Annotated in this window: 20 protein-coding genes; 3 read left to right on the top strand and 17 right to left on the bottom strand. The window is 37.5% G+C overall.

Going from position 1 to position 17,471, the window contains the following annotated elements; genetic code table 11:
• Positions 1–26: 26 nt before the first annotated feature.
• The 6 genes from ctaG to cyoE form a co-directional block, all read right to left on the bottom strand.
• Positions 27–950: a cytochrome c oxidase assembly factor CtaG gene (gene ctaG, locus NP781_RS01640; protein WP_004224790.1), complete on the bottom strand. Its 924-nt coding sequence runs from the start codon at positions 948–950 to the stop codon at positions 27–29.
• A 180-nt stretch (positions 951–1,130) separates the two neighbouring features.
• Positions 1,131–1,475 (bottom strand): cytochrome C oxidase subunit IV family protein, encoded by a 345-nt coding sequence (locus tag NP781_RS01635; RefSeq protein ID WP_004224789.1) that lies wholly within the window; start codon positions 1,473–1,475, stop codon positions 1,131–1,133.
• Positions 1,475–2,101 carry a cytochrome c oxidase subunit 3 gene (locus tag NP781_RS01630; protein WP_257521265.1) on the bottom strand — a complete coding sequence of 209 codons (627 nt, stop codon included), beginning with the start codon at positions 2,099–2,101 and terminating at the stop codon, positions 1,475–1,477. Before NP781_RS01630 ends, NP781_RS01635 begins: the two co-directional genes overlap by 1 nt.
• Positions 2,101–3,984, bottom strand: coding sequence for a cytochrome c oxidase subunit I (gene ctaD, locus NP781_RS01625; protein WP_004224787.1), 1,884 nt, complete (start codon positions 3,982–3,984; stop codon positions 2,101–2,103). The genes NP781_RS01630 and ctaD overlap by 1 nt, the downstream gene beginning before the upstream one ends.
• Before the next feature lie 40 nt (positions 3,985–4,024).
• Positions 4,025–5,113: a cytochrome c oxidase subunit II gene (coxB, locus tag NP781_RS01620; RefSeq protein WP_016992772.1), complete on the bottom strand. Its 1,089-nt coding sequence runs from the start codon at positions 5,111–5,113 to the stop codon at positions 4,025–4,027.
• A gap of 99 nt (positions 5,114–5,212) precedes the next feature.
• Positions 5,213–6,130 carry a heme o synthase gene (cyoE, locus tag NP781_RS01615; RefSeq protein ID WP_004224785.1) on the bottom strand — a complete coding sequence of 306 codons (918 nt, stop codon included), beginning with the start codon at positions 6,128–6,130 and terminating at the stop codon, positions 5,213–5,215.
• A 336-nt stretch (positions 6,131–6,466) separates the two neighbouring features.
• On the opposite strand from cyoE, the gene NP781_RS01610 reads away from it, so the two are divergent.
• Positions 6,467–7,390: a COX15/CtaA family protein gene (locus tag NP781_RS01610; RefSeq protein ID WP_004224784.1), complete on the top strand. Its 924-nt coding sequence runs from the start codon at positions 6,467–6,469 to the stop codon at positions 7,388–7,390.
• 50 nt (positions 7,391–7,440) lie between these two features.
• Here NP781_RS01610 and NP781_RS01605 read toward each other — a convergent pair whose 3' ends face one another.
• The 7 genes from NP781_RS01605 to NP781_RS01575 all read right to left on the bottom strand — a co-directional run bounded on the left by NP781_RS01605 (position 7,441) and on the right by NP781_RS01575 (position 13,347).
• A complete protein-coding gene (locus NP781_RS01605) occupies positions 7,441–7,629 on the bottom strand; it encodes a hypothetical protein (RefSeq protein ID WP_004224783.1) in 189 nt (62 codons plus the stop codon).
• Positions 7,622–7,822, bottom strand: coding sequence for a hypothetical protein (locus NP781_RS01600; protein ID WP_255600451.1), 201 nt, complete (start codon positions 7,820–7,822; stop codon positions 7,622–7,624). The genes NP781_RS01605 and NP781_RS01600 overlap by 8 nt, the downstream gene beginning before the upstream one ends.
• Entirely contained in the window at positions 7,819–8,016 is a 198-nt protein-coding gene (locus NP781_RS01595; protein ID WP_255600449.1) for a hypothetical protein, read from the bottom strand. Before NP781_RS01595 ends, NP781_RS01600 begins: the two co-directional genes overlap by 4 nt.
• 19 nt (positions 8,017–8,035) lie before the next feature.
• Positions 8,036–8,242: a hypothetical protein gene (locus NP781_RS01590; RefSeq protein ID WP_257521264.1), complete on the bottom strand. Its 207-nt coding sequence runs from the start codon at positions 8,240–8,242 to the stop codon at positions 8,036–8,038.
• A gap of 134 nt (positions 8,243–8,376) precedes the next feature.
• Positions 8,377–11,811: a pyruvate carboxylase gene (pyc, locus tag NP781_RS01585; protein WP_257521263.1), complete on the bottom strand. Its 3,435-nt coding sequence runs from the start codon at positions 11,809–11,811 to the stop codon at positions 8,377–8,379.
• 12 nt (positions 11,812–11,823) lie between these two features.
• The gene (locus tag NP781_RS01580; RefSeq protein WP_004224780.1) at positions 11,824–13,005 is read right to left on the bottom strand and encodes an FtsW/RodA/SpoVE family cell cycle protein; all 1,182 of its coding nucleotides are present in this window, start codon (positions 13,003–13,005) and stop codon (positions 11,824–11,826) included.
• Between the two features lie 60 nt (positions 13,006–13,065).
• Positions 13,066–13,347, bottom strand: a complete 282-nt coding sequence (locus NP781_RS01575; protein ID WP_004224778.1) for an Fpa/YlaN family protein — start codon at positions 13,345–13,347, stop codon at positions 13,066–13,068.
• A gap of 182 nt (positions 13,348–13,529) precedes the next feature.
• On the opposite strand from NP781_RS01575, the gene NP781_RS01570 reads away from it, so the two are divergent.
• Together NP781_RS01570 and NP781_RS01565 are read left to right on the top strand one after the other, a co-directional pair.
• Positions 13,530–14,030 carry a molybdopterin-binding protein gene (locus NP781_RS01570; protein ID WP_036077076.1) on the top strand — a complete coding sequence of 167 codons (501 nt, stop codon included), beginning with the start codon at positions 13,530–13,532 and terminating at the stop codon, positions 14,028–14,030.
• A gap of 11 nt (positions 14,031–14,041) precedes the next feature.
• Positions 14,042–14,245, top strand: coding sequence for a YlaI family protein (locus NP781_RS01565; protein WP_048394712.1), 204 nt, complete (start codon positions 14,042–14,044; stop codon positions 14,243–14,245).
• 54 nt (positions 14,246–14,299) lie between these two features.
• Here the strand turns inward: NP781_RS01565 and NP781_RS01560 are convergent, their stop codons facing one another.
• The 4 genes from NP781_RS01560 to NP781_RS01545 form a co-directional block, all read right to left on the bottom strand.
• Entirely contained in the window at positions 14,300–15,094 is a 795-nt protein-coding gene (locus NP781_RS01560) for an ABC transporter permease (protein ID WP_221679684.1), read from the bottom strand.
• Positions 15,087–15,854, bottom strand: a complete 768-nt coding sequence (locus NP781_RS01555; protein ID WP_221679682.1) for an ABC transporter ATP-binding protein — start codon at positions 15,852–15,854, stop codon at positions 15,087–15,089. Before NP781_RS01555 ends, NP781_RS01560 begins: the two co-directional genes overlap by 8 nt.
• A gap of 1 nt (position 15,855) precedes the next feature.
• Positions 15,856–16,848, bottom strand: a complete 993-nt coding sequence (locus NP781_RS01550) for an ABC transporter substrate-binding protein (RefSeq protein WP_257521262.1) — start codon at positions 16,846–16,848, stop codon at positions 15,856–15,858.
• A 217-nt stretch (positions 16,849–17,065) separates the two neighbouring features.
• A complete protein-coding gene (locus NP781_RS01545; protein WP_004224772.1) occupies positions 17,066–17,464 on the bottom strand; it encodes a YlaH-like family protein in 399 nt (132 codons plus the stop codon).
• Between the last annotated feature and the right edge of the window lie 7 nt (positions 17,465–17,471).

The following is a 17,471-nucleotide window of genomic DNA, read 5'->3' as shown; positions in this document are numbered from 1 at the left end:
ACACAAAGTAAATTTCTATTCTTCAATTAATGTTGCTGTTGACTTTCCCACTTCTTTTGGTGGGCAGCTAAAGCGTCAGCAGTGATTTTATCCGGATCTTTTTGCTCAGATCGATACCATCTTGTGAAGATTGTACCAATTAGTACACCAAAAATAAGCTCTTGTAGGATTTTCATTAACACGCCACCTAATTGCTGATCTGCAACTGGTTTCATGTCTGTAAATAGCTCAGGTCCAGATAAAGATAATCCTGACAATGTAGAGGCTGGTACACAAAGCTCCATCGCCTTTAACCATGCATCACCATTTGTGTATGTCTCATACATTGCATTTGGGGCAAAGATGATTAATCCACAAGCAGGTGTAATTAAAACAGCATTAGCAATAATATACGCCAATTTATGCAAAGGCTTCATTTGATTACTATTTGGCATATTTTGAATTAAAGGCCAGTACATAAACACCGCAGATAGAAATAATACAAATGTATAGGTACCATGTAATGTTTCATTTAATTTAATGTAATCCAATATGGACGGTAAATGATAGAAAGAAAATAGACCAATAAATACAAAGACAGCAACAACTGGTAATGTTAGCACTTTAAACAATGTTCTAACTACTGGTGCCTCAATAGCCACCTTCCAAACCCACCAAGGAATCCCTTTAATTAAGAAAATAGGGACCAGCAATAACAGAATAGCCATTTGCACCATATGCATGGTAAACATAATATGAGCCATTAAATCGATAGGAGATCCTTTGATAATATAGATGGTAATCATTGCTAAAACAAAGTAAATAGCTTCACTTTTTTTCAAAGGTTCGCTTACTTTAAAATCCTTACGCCACTTTGTTGTGACTAAAAAATAGATGATTGTTATAAAAACAAGAACCCCTATTAAATACGGGCTCCACAATGCTTGGAAACCAAATATACTAAGTGGCATATAGAACGCACTCCTTTAAACTTCAGTACTCCTATTATAAAACGCTTACAGCTATACTGCAATGAACGAAAGGTGAACAAATGTTAAGTTTAACAGTGTTTGCCTCTTTTGATACCTAAATAACCTCAAAACATAAGAAAAGCACGTTCGTACAAAATAACGAACGTGCTTTTTTGGTGATTACCACCAAATGATTGTTAAAAATGCTAAGAAGAATGTAAATGCGATTAAAATTCCCATCCACATGAAGAAACCAATAACGCCACCAAAGTGAGTTTTTTTATCTTCTAAGTGCATGAAAGAATACAGTTGAAGTACAACTTGAACGCCAGCCAATAATAATACGAATGGCATAATTAAGTATTTAGAAAAATCAGCTGCAACTACTGCGAATGCGATAAAAGTGAAGAAAATCATAATCGCAAAGTTGATTACTTGTTTACGCATATGAACGGCATTATGATGACGATCATACTCATACTGTGCCTGTGACTTAGCAACTATAGGTGTATCGTGTGAAGACATTATCCGATCACTCCCATCAAGTATACTACTGTAAAGATAAATACCCAAACCACGTCGATAAAGTGCCAATATAAAGCAGCAACGAAGAATTTAGGTGCATTGTACAGGTTTAATCCACGTTTAGCATTACGAATCATTAATGTTGCAATCCATACAAGTCCTAAACATACGTGGAAACCGTGTGTACCAACTAAAGAATAAAACGCTGTTGCAAATGCAGATTGATTAAATGTAAAACCAAGGTGCACATAGTGGTTGAACTCATAGATTTCAAGTGCTAAGAATCCAAGACCTAAAGCTAATGTAATCGCTAACCAAGTTTGCATACCTTTAAAGTTAAAGTTACGCATATGGTAAATTGCATAAACAGATGTTAGTGATGATGTTAATAATAACATCGTCATAGCAAATGCTAATGGTAATTCAAATAAACCTTGAGTTGTGAACTCCATGCCAGCTGGCCCTTTGTTCTTAAGCGCTAAATAAGTAGCGAATAAACTTGCGAAAAGTACAACTTCACAGGCAAGGAAAATCCAGAAACCAACGACTTTATTTTTACCTTCCATCGTAGCTTGTTCAGGATGATCTGGCCAAGTATGAGGAGTAAATTTAGTATTGAAATCCATTATTTATTTCCTCCTTTGCCGTAAAGATGTTCTTCAATTTCAAGAATTTCTTCTTTGTGTAAATGGAAACCATGATCGTCTTTAACAGAACGAGCAATCATTGCACCAAATGTAATAGCTAAACCAATGATTAATACATAGATAGACCACGGCTTATCTGCGTCTGGATTGTAAAGTGCACCAAATGCTGCAATAAACATACCTAATGAAATAACGAATGGAATAGCTGAGTTATTTGGCATATGGATATCACCTAGTGGCTCAGCAAATGTTACTTCTTTATTACCTTCTTGTTTTTCAATCCACCATGGATCTAAACCACGAACAAGTGGAGTTTGACGGAAATTATAGAATGGAATTGGTTGTGGAATTGACCATTCTAAAGTACGTCCATCGCCCCATGGGTCGCGTCCTGCTGGTTTGCCCTTAATAGACATTAAGCAGTTGATTACCATTAAGATAACCCCTACACCCATCATTAATGCACCGATTGTAGAGATATAGTTGAATTGATCCCAACCTTGACCTTCCATGTAAGTGAATACGCGACGTGGCATACCCATCAAACCTAAGAAATGTTGAAGGAAGAATGTTAAATGGAATCCGATAAAGAATACCCAGAAAGTAATTTTACCAAGCGTTTCGTTTAACATACGGTTGAAGAAAATTGGCCAGTAGAAGTGCGCTGAACCAAATAATGCTGTAACGATACCACCAACGATTACGTAGTGGAAGTGAGCAACGATAAAGTAAGAATCATGTAATTGATAGTCAAGAGGTGCAGATGCTTGCATGACCCCTGTAACACCACCCGCAACGAATGACGGGATGAATCCAAGTGCATAAAGCATTGGTGTTGTAACTTTAATTGATCCGCCCCAAATAGTTAGGATCCAGTTGAATACTTTCATACCTGTTGGAACCGCAATTGCCATAGTTGCAACAGCGAAGATTGCGTTTGCTGTTGGCCCAAGACCAACTGTAAACATATGGTGAGCCCAAACCATGAACCCTAAGAAACCAATTAAAATTGTAGCGAATACCATTGAAGAGTATCCGAATAGACGTTTACGAGAGAACGCTGGAATAATCTCAGAGAATAAACCGAATGCTGGTAATACTAAGATATAAACCTCTGGGTGTCCGAAGATCCAGAATAAGTGTTCCCAAATTACTGTGTTACCACCCATTGTATGGTCAAAGAAGTTACCACCGAACATACGGTCAAATAACATCATTAATAAACCAATTGTTAATGGAGGGAATGCGAATAAAATTAAGGCACTTGATACAAGAGCAGTCCAAGTGAATAATGGCATACGCATAAATGTCATACCTGGAGCACGCATTGTAATAATCGTAACGATAAAGTTAAGACCTGAAATTAATGTACCTGCCCCTGAAATTTGTAAACCAAGAACATAGAAATCAATACCATGTCCTGGAGAGTATAAAGATAATGATGCATAAGAAGTCCAGCCCGCATCAGGAGCGCCACCCATAAAGAATGACAGGTGAAGGAATACTGCACCTAGGAAGAATAACCAGAACCCTAATGAGTTAAGGAACGGGAATGCAACGTCACGTGCACCAATTTGTAATGGTACAAGCATGTTCATAAATGCGAATAGTAGTGGCGTAGCAGCTAGGAATAACATTGTTGTTCCGTGCATTGTTAATAATTCATTGAAAAAACCAGCTGATACGAAATCATTATTTGGTTTCATTAATTGAATACGCATTAATAATGCTTCAAAACCAGCGATAGCGAAGAACAATGTACCGGCTAATAAATACATCACTGCTAACTTTTTATGGTCAACAGTAGTGATGTAATCCCAGACAGCTGCTCCAAAGCCCTTTTTCTGTGTGTATGAGCTCACAACTTTTACCTCCCTCAAAATTTGTTACATAGAACGAAAATTATTTTTCTACTGATAAGCCCATGATGTAAGTTGCAAGAGCTTCAATTTCTTCATCAGATAAATTACCGTAGATAGGCGCAGTGCCTTCAGCATTCATCATTAAGTTACCTGGTTTAAATTCCTCAGGGTTTTTAATCCAAGCTTTTAAGCTTTCTTCATTATGCTCTAAGAAACCAGCAACACGGTTACGGTCACCAAACGTAGTTAAGTTTGGACCTGGTGTACCGCCTGCTCCTGAACCAGAGATAGCATGACAGCCTAAGCAGCTATTAGCAAAAGTTGCTTCACCAAGATCAGTGGAAGCTTTGTCAGCAGTTTGTCCTTCAGTTGCTTTCATTGCATCAACCCATGCATCAAATGCATCAGGGCTTAATGTTTTTACTTTAAAGTCCATTAATGCATGTGAAGGTCCACATAATTCAGCACATTTTCCATAAAATACGCCATCTTTAAGATCTTTTGATTCTTTATCGAATACTAAGTAGAATTTGTTTAAGTTTTCCACGTTTGTATCCATTTTACCGCCTACAGCAGGAATCCAGAATGAGTGCTTAACATCGGCAGCTTTTAAATTAAAGTAAACTTTTTCACCTGTTGGTACCACTAGCTCTTGAGCCGTTACGATACCTTGGTTAGGATATTCGAATTCCCACCAGTATAATTTTGCCGTTACATTGATCGTTAGGGCTGTTTTGTTCCCTTCTTCATCTACCTCATCCATTGCAGCAACATCTGCAAATTTATAAGTAGTTGTAACAACTGGTACAGCGATAATTAATAATAAAATAATCGGAATAACTGTCCAAATCACTTCTAAAGTATGACTACCTTCTACTTGCTTAGGTATAACATTTTCACCTACGCGTGCACGACGGTATTTTAGGAATGCAAGTAAATAGATAACGGATACTATTACTACTACTAGCGTCATAATTACAGTAGTTAACAGTAATAAATTTAATTGTTGTTTACCTACTTCTCCAGATGGTTTTAGTGTAGAAAGATAATCTTCACCACAACCTGAAAGGAAAACCATCATCACTGCTAGAAGTGAAAAAAGACGCCATTTTTTAAGCCCTTTCATCATAGCTTAATTAAACCCCTCTTTCTTTGTTGTATTTTCATGTGTACCTAGGACATCAGTTCTGTCTATATGAATTCTTATAAAAAGAAAGAATCCCTAACTTTAGCTAAACACCGCAAATATTATGATGGCTACAAATAGTATGGTCATATGATTCAACGAATAAATAAACATTTTATTTGCCCATTTCATATCATCTTTTGTTGTAAAGCCTTTCAGAGCTAGTATTAACCAACCCAAGTTCAATGCAGTAGCAAGAGTTAAAAAGCCAATTCCAAGCTCTGTTAAAAGGAAAGGTAACGGTAATAATAAAAGAATCCAGAATAACATTGAGTACTTTGTACGTTTAAATCCCTTTATAACAGGTAGCATTGGTATTTTAGCTGCACGATATTCCTCAGTCCGTTTCATAGCAAGCGCATAGAAATGTGGTGGTTGCCATGCAAACATGATAAGGAATAAAGCTAGTGCTCCTGGACCTAAGGCAGGCTCAATCGCCGCGAATCCAATAACAGGAGGAATAGCCCCCGAAATACTACCTACAACCGTGTTACTAACATGCTTCCTCTTTGACCACATTGAATACAGAACGACATAAGCAAATATTCCTACTAGTCCCCACATGCCGGCTGCAAACGATGCCGCAAATAACAAAATTTCACCTACAATTAAAAATGAGAGGGCAATGGTCAACACAAAGTTTGGCTTAAATCTGCCTGTCACTGTCGGTCTTGCCTTTGTTCTTTTCATGATAGGATCTATATCCTGATCAATGAAGTTATTCATTGCACCTGAGCCACCAATGATTAATGCCGCACCCAGCATGGTGTAAAATATGACATCAAGCTCTTGCAAGAAATGTCTACTAGTAAACTGAAAAGCCAGCCACATCCCTGTAAACGTTGTGACAAGATTCGAGTTAACGATTCCAATTTTTATTAGTGCTAAGAAATCTTTTACAACAGATGTTGTTTCAGGACCAGTATTTCTAGTAGCCGCCAGTGTACGACCGTTTGACATAATACCTCTCCTTTCATTTTTGTAAGCATATTCCGCTAACAATAACTATAGCGAAATTTGCGATTGATTTCTAGACATTAAGTGAAATTTAGATGAAGTTGTAAAAATTAGTTTTGTCTAGAAATATAATTAAAAACAACATATCTATAGTAAAACATTTTCTAAAATGAATTGTGAAGGTTAAAGCACGAAATTATGAACAATTTGTGAAATGGAATCGACATCTAGTAGTCCCTTCTCTTTACAAGTTGTTTTTTATACGTATTTTCGATATTATCTAGTAGCAGAAACATTACGTGCTTGTAATGTTGATAGATAAAGTAGGTGACTCATTTTATGCAACACAACAGGTATTTGAAGTGGTTTGCTGTTGCCGCTACAGTAGGGATGCTCCTTATATTACTAGGTGGGGCTCTCGTTACCAAAACAGATAGTGGCCTAGGCTGTGGTCGAAACTGGCCTGATTGTAATGGATCTCTTATTCCAAAGGAGATTACACCAGAAGTCCTTATTGAATTCTCACATCGTCTCGTAACAGGAGTTGTATCTATTTCAATTCTTGTGTTAACCGTTTGGACATGGCGTAAGCTCGGACATATTCGCGAAGTAAAACTATTAGGTTTCCTAGCAATGTTTTTCTTAATCGCGCAAGCTCTTATTGGAGCAGCTCAAGTATTATGGGGGCAAGGTGATTTCATCTTAGCACTTCATTTTGGGATATCTCTGATTTCCTTTGCCGCGGTTCTTCTTCTCTCTATGATTGTATTTGAAGTCGATCGGAAATTTGATGCCGATAACGTATTTATTGGTAAAAAGTTACGTTGGCATACAATTGCTGTCACAATTTATTCTTATTTAGTCGTTTATACAGGGGCGCTAGTTCGTCATACAGATTCGAGCTTAATTTGTCCTGATTGGCCATTTTGCTATAATGAAACACCTTTCGCACCCCCGAATAATATGTATGAATGGGTGCAAATGGGACATCGATTAGCTGTTCTTATTATTTTCATTTGGATTGCATACATAACTTGGCACGCTGTAAAGGAATATAAACATCAACGTGTTATATACTATGGATGGATAATTGCTTTTTCTATAGTAGTTTTACAAGTTATTGCAGGTATGTTAGTAGTCCTTACTAAACTGAATTTAACGGTAGCTTTACTGCATTCATTATTTATTTCCCTTTTATTCGGTTTATTATGCTATATGATCATGCTAGTTGCTAGAAGTAATTATAATGAGAAAAAGAAATAGCCTATTAAAAAGATTCGCCACCAAAGATGTGTCGAATCTTTTTTCTATGACTATTTTTGTTTCTTCATAGCTTCAGTTCCTATAATTCCAACAATTAAGATAATCATGGATACTAGTGCATAATCTTTAAAAAATGTTGTAAAGGGAATGTCGAAATATCGACAAATTAGTGTTACGAGACGGCCTCCTAATAAAATTAAACCAATGACTAACATCCAGTTGAATAGCGCTCTAAGCATTTTTTTGCCCCTCTACTTTCATTGCTGTCCATATAATATTTGTTACTTCGAGACTGTAATCCTCTGCCGCAATAACAAGCGGTCCCCCTATAAGCATGTATTCACCAATCGCTCCTTGAATTACTTTTGCCATTACATTGACAGAGCGAACACTAAATGTCCCCTGTTTTTTCCATCTCCTAAAATATTTCATAATGCCGTCAAAAGTGGGTCTTCCTCTTCATCCGGCAGTTTATAGTAAGGGATGTCTTGTACAGTCCGAGCGTTGAAGTCAATTTCTAATAATGCTGCATTTTCTTTTGGGTGTGTCGTTTGATAAGCAATGCTTGCCTCTATGAAGTTTGCTAATTGTGTGACAGGGTCACTGGCAGAATATGTTTTTGTCAAAATAAAAGTTGTGGATTGCTCAATTAGTGTCTGCGTACTTTGGTTGATTAAATCTTGTCGATCTACAAAGTGATAAGAAATTATTGCCTGTGCTGATAGAAGCACGTTTAGCGATTTGTGCTAAACTCGCCTTTACATAGCCTATATCATCAAGTGGCGTTATCGTAGCTTCAATAATTTGCTGCTTTCTTGCTTCCGGAATAAAGGTATTTTTATTGCTATCCATAGAACCCTCCTGATTGATTAGCCTAACATTTTTTTGATTAAGTAATCAAATTGTATATGATTTATCGCTTAACACAATAAAAAAGGTTATATAGATGCAATAAAAAGCATCTAATAACCTTTTTTCACGACTATCTATTCAATTTCAATTAATAGATCCCCTGTAGAAATCGCATCTCCTGCACTCGCATATACTTCTTTTACAATGCCGTCTTTAGGTGCTTGGACAGTTGTTTCCATTTTCATGGCTTCTGTAATTAACAGATGATCCCCACGTTTAACAGGACTACCTTTAGAAACAACAACTTTTAACACAGTACCTGGCATTGTAGCACCAATTTGGTTTGGATTGCTTGGATCGGCTTTTAACGCTAAATTGCCATCAACCTCAACAGTCATATCTTGAATCACCAATTCACGCGATTGTCCATTGAGCTCAAAGTAAAGGACACGTGTTCCATTGTGTTGTGGTTCCCCGATTGAAACGAGTTTAATAATCAATGTTTTACCTTTTTCAATTTCGACCTCAATAATTTCTCCAAGCTTTAAGCCATATAAGAATGTCGGTGTGTCAAGAACTGAAATATTGCCAAAGGATTCTGCTGTTTTCGCATATTCCTCAAAGACTTTTGGATAAAGTGCATAAGCCAGTACATCTTTTTTCGTAACTGGACGATTTAACTTTTCCTCTAGTACAGCCTCTAATTGATCAAACTGAATAGGCTCTAATAATTCTCCTGGACGAACTGTAATTGCTTCACGATCTTTTAATACTACTTGTTGTAATGTCTCTGGGAACCCGCCATGCGGCTGCCCAAGATAACCTTGGAAGAATTCAATCACAGAATCTGGGAAGTCAATCGTTTTTCCTCTTGTTAAGACCGTATTTTCGTCTAGATCATTTTGCACCATAAATAAAGCCATATCACCTACCACCTTGGAGGATGGTGTCACTTTAACAATATCACCAAATAGTAGATTTACACGGGAATACATGCGTTTCACTTCTTCCCATCGATCACCAAGCCCTACAGCTTTTGCTTGTTGCTGTAAGTTACTATACTGACCACCAGGCATCTCATGTACGTAAATCTCAGAATGTGGGCTGATCATGCCACTTTCAAAATCTTTATAGTATTTACGAACATCTTCCCAGTAGTACGATAATTTTTCTAATGCATCGATATCTGCTCGTACCTCACGTTTGCCGCCCTTCATTGCATAGTACAAGGAGTTTGCACTCGGTTGAGATGTTAGGCCTGCCATAGATCCAAGCGCTGTATCTATGATATCAACACCTGCTTCTATCGCTTTAGCATATAAATAAATTCCATTGCCACTAGTATCATGTGTATGCAAGTGGATTGGCAGACTTGTCGTCTCTTTTAACTCGGAAATTAAACGGTACGCCGCTTCTGGTTTCAATAAACCGGCCATATCTTTAATTGCTAAAATATGGGCTCCAGCTGCTTCAAGCTCTTTGGCCATATCCTTATAGTATTGCACTGAATATTTCGCACGGCTGTCATCGAGGATATCCCCTGTATAACAGATTGCCGCTTCAGCAATTTTTCCAGATTGACGCACAGCATCTATTGCTACTTCCATGCCTTTAATCCAATTCAAGCTATCGAAAATACGGAATACATCAATTCCTGATGAAGCTGATTCAGCGATAAATTCTCGGATTAGATTGTCAGGATAGTTTGTATAACCAACAGCATTAGCTCCACGCAGTAACATCTGGAATAACACGTTCGGCACTTGCTCACGGAGTTTCGCTAGTCGCTCCCATGGATCTTCTTTTAAGAAGCGATACGCTACATCAAATGTTGCCCCGCCCCACATTTCCAGTGAGAATAACTGATGCATCATGCGAGCTGTTGCATCCGCAATTTGATACATATCCTGTGAACGAACACGTGTTGCAAGTAGAGATTGGTGTGCATCACGGAATGTAGTGTCTGTTAGTAGTACGTCTTCCTGTGCTAAAATCCACTGGACTAAGCCATCTGCTCCCTGTGTATCTAAAATCTGCTTCGTACCTGCTGGTGGTAAAATTAAAGGATCAATTTTAGGTTGGTTTGGCTGAACAAAGATAGGTTTTGATTTCTTCTCTACACCAGGGAAGCCATTTAAGGTCACATTCCCTATATAGCTTAACAGCTTTGTTCCACGGTCTTTACGGACAGGGAACTCAAAAAGCTCTGGTGTTGTATCAATAAAGCTAGTATCAAAGGCTCCTGATAAAAACTTCTCATGTGTCACCACATTATTTAAAAACGGAATATTTGTTTTAACGCCACGAATACGGAATTCTTTTAAATTACGATCCATTTTCGCAGCAGCTTCTTTAAAGTTCATACCCGAAGTGGAAATTTTAACCAATAAAGAGTCATAGTATGGTGTTACGACAGCACCTTGGAATCCATTCCCGGCATCTAATCGCACGCCAAAACCACCACTTGAGCGGTAAACCATTAACTTTCCTGTATCTGGCATAAAGTCATTTGCAGGGTCTTCTGTTGTCACACGGGCTTGAATGGCATAGCCAATCATTGGCATGTCTTCTTGCTTTGGCATATGAATTTCTTCACTGTGAAGTTCATAGCCTGCCGCTACCTTGATTTGGGCATGGACGATATCAACACCTGTAATCATTTCTGTAATTGTATGTTCTACTTGAATGCGAGGGTTTACCTCGATGAAATAAAAATCGTCTCCTGCGACTAAAAATTCCACTGTCCCTGCATTTATGTACGAGACATTCTTCATTAATTTCACAGCTGCATCGCAAATACGATTTCTTAACTCTTGTGAAATCGAATGAGATGGCGCAATTTCTACCACTTTTTGATGTCGACGCTGAATTGAGCAATCACGCTCATATAAATGCACAATATTGCCGTGTTTATCGCCAATAATTTGTACTTCAATGTGTTTTGGTTTTATGATTGCTTTTTCTACATATACTTCATCGGAACCAAAAGCAGCCTTTGCCTCAGATTTTGCTCTTTCATAGGAGGAAGCAAGATCCTCTGGCCTATGGACTAGACGCATCCCACGACCACCGCCGCCAAGTGCTGCCTTAATCATAACTGGATAACCATAATTGCTAGCAAACGTCTCTACCTCTGCTAGATCGGCTACTGGGCCATCTGTACCAGGAATAACAGGAATCTCAGCCGCAATGGCTTGAGAACGTGCTTTGACCTTATCTCCAAACATATCTAAATGCTGAGAAGTTGGTCCGATAAAGACAATGCCCTCTTCCTCACAGCGACGTGCAAATTCCACGTTTTCTGATAAAAAACCATACCCTGGATGAATCGCATCAACATCTGCATCTTTTGCGATGGCAATAATACCTTCAATATCTAAATAAGCATCGATTGGTTTCTTGCCAGCTCCCACTAAATAAGCTTCATCTGCTTTAAAGCGATGAAAAGCACCACTATCTTCTCTTGAATAGATGGCAACAGTTTGGATATTCAGCTCCGTACAAGCACGGAAAATACGAATTGCAATTTCTCCTCGATTGGCTACGAGAATTTTGTTGATTGATTCCATAGGTATCCCCCTTTATGATTGTGTTTTTTTCCTCTCTACCTTTTCAAACATAGAAACATTGATTAATATTCCCATCGCTAAAGATAGAATGATTATAGATGTACCGCCATAGCTTATAAAAGGTAACGTTACACCGGTTAACGGGATTAACCCGGTTACACCCCCAAGATTAATAAATGATTGCCAGCCTATCCAGCTCGCAATACCAGCCGCAATCATGCGTGCTAATGGATCTTTAGTTCGCAATGCAATAGAAAAACCTTTATATACAATAAATCCTAAACCACCTAGGACAATTAAAACTCCCCATATTCCTAATTCCTCCATAATAATTGCCATAATAAAATCTGTTTGTGGTTCAGGTAAGTAACCTAATTTTTGAATGGATTGACCTAGACCACGTCCCTCTAAGCCGCCTCCGCCAATGGCATAATAACTATTCACCACTTGGTGACCACTACCATCCTCATATTCAAACGGATTTAAGTAAGACAATATCCGTCCTTTTCGATTTCCTGTTAGTAGCTCTCCCTTAAATAGCCATAGAATACCAAGAATAGCTGTACCAAATGCACCTAATACACCAAAAAATTTCCAAAATGTTTTAAATGGAATACCACTTGAAGCTACAACTGAAACAGCAATACCACATAGAATAATCACTGCTCCTAAGTCTGTTTCAAAGGCTACCCCAGCAACCACTAAAATCCATAGAAAAATTGGATAAAAAATTTCAGTAGGTTGTAGCTTTTCAAACGTATATTTTTGTGCTTTTCGATAAAAAGCAGCTGCAAAATATAAAATTATAAATAGTTTCGCATACTCCGAAGGCTGAAAATTCCCTAATCCTGGAATAGCAATCCAACTTTGAGAGCCTACTTCATCTGCCCCATGACCAAATAATTTTAACCATGTGAATAACACCGCCAATACGACCGTTAGTAACAACATAATATTCTTATTCGCATAATGTTTATATGGAAAAAATGCTGTAATGATAAAGCCAAGAAATGCCACCATTAAATTGGTCACTTGCTTTTGATAAAAATAATCAGGTGCCTGTTTTTTCTGTGCAATAGCAACCATCATACTTGAACTATAAATCATTATTAACCCAAATAAACTTAATAATAGGACCGTAAAAAATAAGGGGTAATCAAAATTTTGTGCATAGCGTTTTAAGTATTGTCTCATCGGAAAACCTCGTTCTAGTAAAAAAACTCAAAGCGCAAAGAAGCGTTTGAGTTTTTCTTTTTATTTGTCTGTATACGCGTCGTGTAGTACAGAAAGTTCCTTCTCGAGTGAATCGAGAATTTCTTTGCCTTTTTCACGTTCAATCAACCCAAGCTTCACAGCAAAATCAATTTCACGTGATAGACCGAACATTTGTGTATCTAATACTTCCTCATATAAAGGGCATTGTGGCATTGTTAAATGATCCATTTGTACTCGAATAAGGCGAGCAATCTTATCTGCATCAGCAACTAATAGCTCCAAAGCCTTCTCTTGAAAAGAAGTTTGTGATTTCGTATCCATGAGGACGCCCCCATTATCTGATATTTCTTCGATTCTATCTTAATAAAGTTTATCTTTTAGTCGATAAAAATGCAAGTGTCTTCATTGGAAAATAGAGAATTCGAATTATATTTCTTTATTATCTCTAGGCATTAGCGTTATACTATGTCATGGATATACAAGATTTGAGGAGGATTTCTATTATGGAAACAATAATTCCTATCACAGGTGCAGTCACATACCAACTAACATTAGATCCTACTGTGTGGATTTTCGATGATCGTAAATTAGATTTAAACACTTACTTCACTACTCAAAATGTTGAGGAAGATGCTGACGTCAAATATATGCGTGAAGTAGGAGCACACTGGTCACGTGAAATTATGGAAGGAGCAACATTCCCGCCTACATTAAAATCAGAAAGGAAATTTGACCGTAAAGGAATGGAGACAGGTACATTTGGTATCGAATTAAGTCATTTCTTGAAGAATGCTGAAATTAAACCAGAAGCGACAAAAATCGTCTTAACTTGCAAAGATGGTCAAGAATATCCTTTTACAATTGAAGAAGCTTATACACTTATTTTAAAATATAGCCAAGACGGTAAGCCTCTTTTAGAAGACGGTCCAATCCATGTATTACTAAGAGACGGTTCAAATATTGACAATCCTATTAAAAACGTATCAGCCATTCGCGCTGAATAGGAGGGAATGCAATGCGCGTTAAATGCGTTATTTGCGATACGATTCATAATTTAGATGATAATCTACCTTTAGCAAAAAAATTGCGTAATCGACCAATTCATACTTATATGTGCGATATTTGTCATGATCGCATTTCAGAAAATACTGTAGCACGAATGGAAACGGGCAATTTCCGTTTTTATCGTACTTCACCCCAGATGGATAAAGAATTTTAACTAAAGAACAGATTAAAAAGAGGTGCCTCTATTTTGAGACACCTCTTTTTTCTACTATCCATTATTTTTAATAATCGCTTTTTCAACTAATTCTACAACTTGATACATTATCGTAGCAAAAAAGGCAATGATCAGAAGTGACATAAGGACCAGGTTAAAATTAAATACTTGGAAGCCATAGATAATTAAATAACCAAGTCCTTTTGAAGCTACTAAAAATTCCCCTACAATAACCCCTACCCATGATAAACCAACATTCACTTTCAAGGTCGAAATGATCGTAGGAAATGAGGCTGGCAAAATGACCTCACGAAAGATTTGCCATCTTGTCGCTCCAAAGGTTTGTAAAACCTTACTATAATTTGGATCGACACCTTTAAATGCAGTATATACAACAATCGTTGTTATAATGATGGATATTAATGCACCCATAGCTATGATAGAAAAGTAACCTGGGCCGAGTGCAACAATCAAAATCGGACCAAGTGCAACTTTTGGCATCGCGTTTAAAATTACTAGATAGGGATCGAGTACTTTTGATAGTAACGGGGACCACCACAAGACAACAGCTATCAATGTTCCTAATAGAGTCCCTGCTAAAAAGCCAATTACGGTCTCCATTAATGTAACACTCACATGCAATGTTAAAGAACCGTCAATGACTTTCTCAATAAATGTATGCCATACATGAGTTGGCGAGCTAAAAATTAACCGATCAATCCATTCTAATCTTGAAAGCAGCTCCCATCCACCAAAGAATAGCAGTAAAATAATAAGCTGATATACTCGAACATAGCGTTTTTCTTTTTTTAACAATTGCTGATATTGCTTAAATAATGTATTATCCAAGGCTCTCCAGCTCCTTCCAAATAGTTTGGAAAATATCTGCATAGGCTGGATGCTGTCTTACATCAAAAGGTGATAGTTCATTAAGGGCTTTAGGTATTTCAAACACCTTGTGAACTGTCCCTGGGTTTGCAGAAAATAGAACTACACGCTCACTCATCGCGATTGCTTCACCAATATCATGTGTCACAAGAATAGCAGTCTTTTTATAAGTTTTTAATGTTTCCACCACTAAATCCTCAAGCTTTAATTTCGACTGATAATCTAATGCAGAAAATGGTTCATCTAATAATAAAATTTTAGGATTCACAGCTAAGGTACGAGCAAGGGCGACACGTTGCCTCATACCTCCTGATAACTCTCGAGGGTAATTGTTCCCCACTTGTGGTAATCCTACTTCCTGTAATAACGCATTGGCCGTTACTTTATGTGTTTTATGACTTTTCTCCATTATTTTCAAGCCAATTGTGACGTTTTCTTCAATGGTCTTCCAAGGAAATAAATAATCCTGCTGAAGCATATAGCCAATGCTTGATTGATTACTTGCTGATAGCTTTTCACCATCTATATAAACATTGCCTTCAGTGGCAGGGAATAATCCTGCAATAATTGATAATAATGTGGTTTTACCGCAGCCACTCGGCCCAATAAACGAAACAAACTCTCCTTCATGAATGGCTAAACTGATATCACGTAATACTTCCTTTGCCTGTGTACTTGAAAAATAACTATGGTGAATATTCTCCAGCTGTAAAAATTCCATATTACTCAGCAGCCTTTTTGGCAAAAGTAGTGTTCACAAGTTTTTCATACTCCACACGTTGAGGAAGTTCACCTGCTTCCTCCATAATTGTTTGCAAGTTATCCCACTCTCCTTCATCAAGGATTGGGTCAGTAGCATAAGAGCCCTGTGCTTTATATCGCTCAATTACCGTTTCAATTATCTCTATATCCACATTTTCAAAATACGGTTGAATAATCTTTGCTACTTCAGCAGCACTCTCATTTTGCACAAAATCCTGTGCTCGTTTCAAAGCATTTGTAAAAGCTTGAACAGTTGAAGCTTCATCCTTTAAATAACTACTTTTGGCCATAAAGGACGTGTAAGGAAGATTACCAGATTCCGTTCCAAACGAAGCTACAATATAACCTTTTTCTTCTTTCTCGAAGACACTCGCAGTAGGTTCAAATAATTGAACATAGTCACCAGTACCTGATGCAAAAGCAGTAGCAATGTTGGCAAAATCAATATTTTGAATGAGCGTTAAATCATTTACAGGGTCGATGCCATGTTTTTTCAGCACGAATTCACCTGCCATTTGTGGCATTCCACCTTTACGTTGCCCCAAAAACGTTGAGCCCTTCAATTGATCCCACGAAAAATTATCTATCTTATCTCTTGCCACTAAAAAGGTACCATCCGTTTGTGTTAACTGTGCAAAATTTTGAATAGGATCATTTGCACCTTGTAATGTGACATAAATAGACGTCTCCGACCCAACTAAAGCTATATCAATTCCATCTGACAGTAACGCCGTCATCGTTTTATCGCCACCTGCAATCGTTTGTAGCTCAACAGAAAGACCTTCCTCCTCGAAGAAACCTTTCTCAAGTGCTACATATTGAGGCGCATAGAAAATTGAACGAGTTACTTCTCCTACTTTGACTTTTTCTAGCTCTGCTTTATTACATGCCGTCAAAGAAAGGAGTAACAAAGCAATGACACCTAATAATAAACCTTTTGTAAGCCAACGCATTCCCTTTCCTCCTTGATGTGTTGAAAATAAGCCTATCGACATTAACTTATTCACATAAGAAGATTTCGGTGCCTATCATTTTTTAATTTGTGTAGAGTGTGGGTGTTTTCTTCAGCTTGACTACAAGTGAAACATACAAAAAAAAACAGCCTTAGCTTTAAAACCGCTAAGACTGTTACTAACAGATAAAAAGTTCTTATTATAAAGTACGTAATTGTTATTGATTGGTAGCTTGTTGCTCTTCTCTTTTTTCACGCCATAGTCTTGTTTTATAGACAATTAGAATTAAGGCCGCTACAATCAGACCTTCAATCATTGGTAAGAATAGGGCGAAGAATGTAAGCATGATACAACCTAAAAATAGGAACGCATAAATAATAATATTTTGAGATAACTTTAATTTCTTGGCAAAGCCTAGCTTATAGACAATGGCAGAAAGTACAAATACAAGAAGAAATACAACATAACCTGCTATTTCATAGCTTGGTAAATTTTCATATAAAAATCTAGTGATACCAGCCATTCTCCCATAAACTCGTGTTGTTTCATCTGTACCTGTCTGTGCAGCAACTTGAATAACATTTAGTTCACCCAATAAAGCGGACTTCAGATCCAAGACTCCT

Origin of the sequence: Lysinibacillus sp. FN11 (assembly GCF_024628845.1) — a bacterium.
Lineage (GTDB): Bacteria > Bacillota > Bacilli > Bacillales_A > Planococcaceae > Lysinibacillus > Lysinibacillus capsici.
The sequence above is the reverse complement of the archived record's forward strand: the minus strand, read 5'-3'. Positions and strand labels throughout refer to the sequence as shown.

What these genes read in the sequence shown, in the direction of transcription:
- ctaG (WP_004224790.1), bottom strand. Translation starts at nt 950, where the DNA reads ATGCCACTTAGTATATTTGGTTTCCAAGCATTGTGGAGCCCGTATTTA.
- NP781_RS01635 (WP_004224789.1), bottom strand. Translation starts at nt 1,475, where the DNA reads ATGTCTTCACACGATACACCTATAGTTGCTAAGTCACAGGCACAGTAT.
- NP781_RS01630 (WP_257521265.1), bottom strand. Translation starts at nt 2,101, where the DNA reads ATGGATTTCAATACTAAATTTACTCCTCATACTTGGCCAGATCATCCT.
- coxB (WP_016992772.1), bottom strand. Translation starts at nt 5,113, where the DNA reads ATGATGAAAGGGCTTAAAAAATGGCGTCTTTTTTCACTTCTAGCAGTG.
- cyoE (WP_004224785.1), bottom strand. Translation starts at nt 6,130, where the DNA reads ATGTCAAACGGTCGTACACTGGCGGCTACTAGAAATACTGGTCCTGAA.
- NP781_RS01610 (WP_004224784.1), top strand. Translation starts at nt 6,467, where the DNA reads ATGCAACACAACAGGTATTTGAAGTGGTTTGCTGTTGCCGCTACAGTA.
- NP781_RS01605 (WP_004224783.1), bottom strand. Translation starts at nt 7,629, where the DNA reads ATGCTTAGAGCGCTATTCAACTGGATGTTAGTCATTGGTTTAATTTTA.
- NP781_RS01600 (WP_255600451.1), bottom strand. Translation starts at nt 7,822, where the DNA reads ATGAAATATTTTAGGAGATGGAAAAAACAGGGGACATTTAGTGTTCGC.
- NP781_RS01590 (WP_257521264.1), bottom strand. Translation starts at nt 8,242, where the DNA reads ATGGATAGCAATAAAAATACCTTTATTCCGGAAGCAAGAAAGCAGCAA.
- pyc (WP_257521263.1), bottom strand. Translation starts at nt 11,811, where the DNA reads ATGGAATCAATCAACAAAATTCTCGTAGCCAATCGAGGAGAAATTGCA.
- NP781_RS01580 (WP_004224780.1), bottom strand. Translation starts at nt 13,005, where the DNA reads ATGAGACAATACTTAAAACGCTATGCACAAAATTTTGATTACCCCTTA.
- NP781_RS01575 (WP_004224778.1), bottom strand. Translation starts at nt 13,347, where the DNA reads ATGGATACGAAATCACAAACTTCTTTTCAAGAGAAGGCTTTGGAGCTA.
- NP781_RS01570 (WP_036077076.1), top strand. Translation starts at nt 13,530, where the DNA reads ATGGAAACAATAATTCCTATCACAGGTGCAGTCACATACCAACTAACA.
- NP781_RS01565 (WP_048394712.1), top strand. Translation starts at nt 14,042, where the DNA reads ATGCGCGTTAAATGCGTTATTTGCGATACGATTCATAATTTAGATGAT.
- NP781_RS01555 (WP_221679682.1), bottom strand. Translation starts at nt 15,854, where the DNA reads ATGGAATTTTTACAGCTGGAGAATATTCACCATAGTTATTTTTCAAGT.
- NP781_RS01550 (WP_257521262.1), bottom strand. Translation starts at nt 16,848, where the DNA reads ATGCGTTGGCTTACAAAAGGTTTATTATTAGGTGTCATTGCTTTGTTA.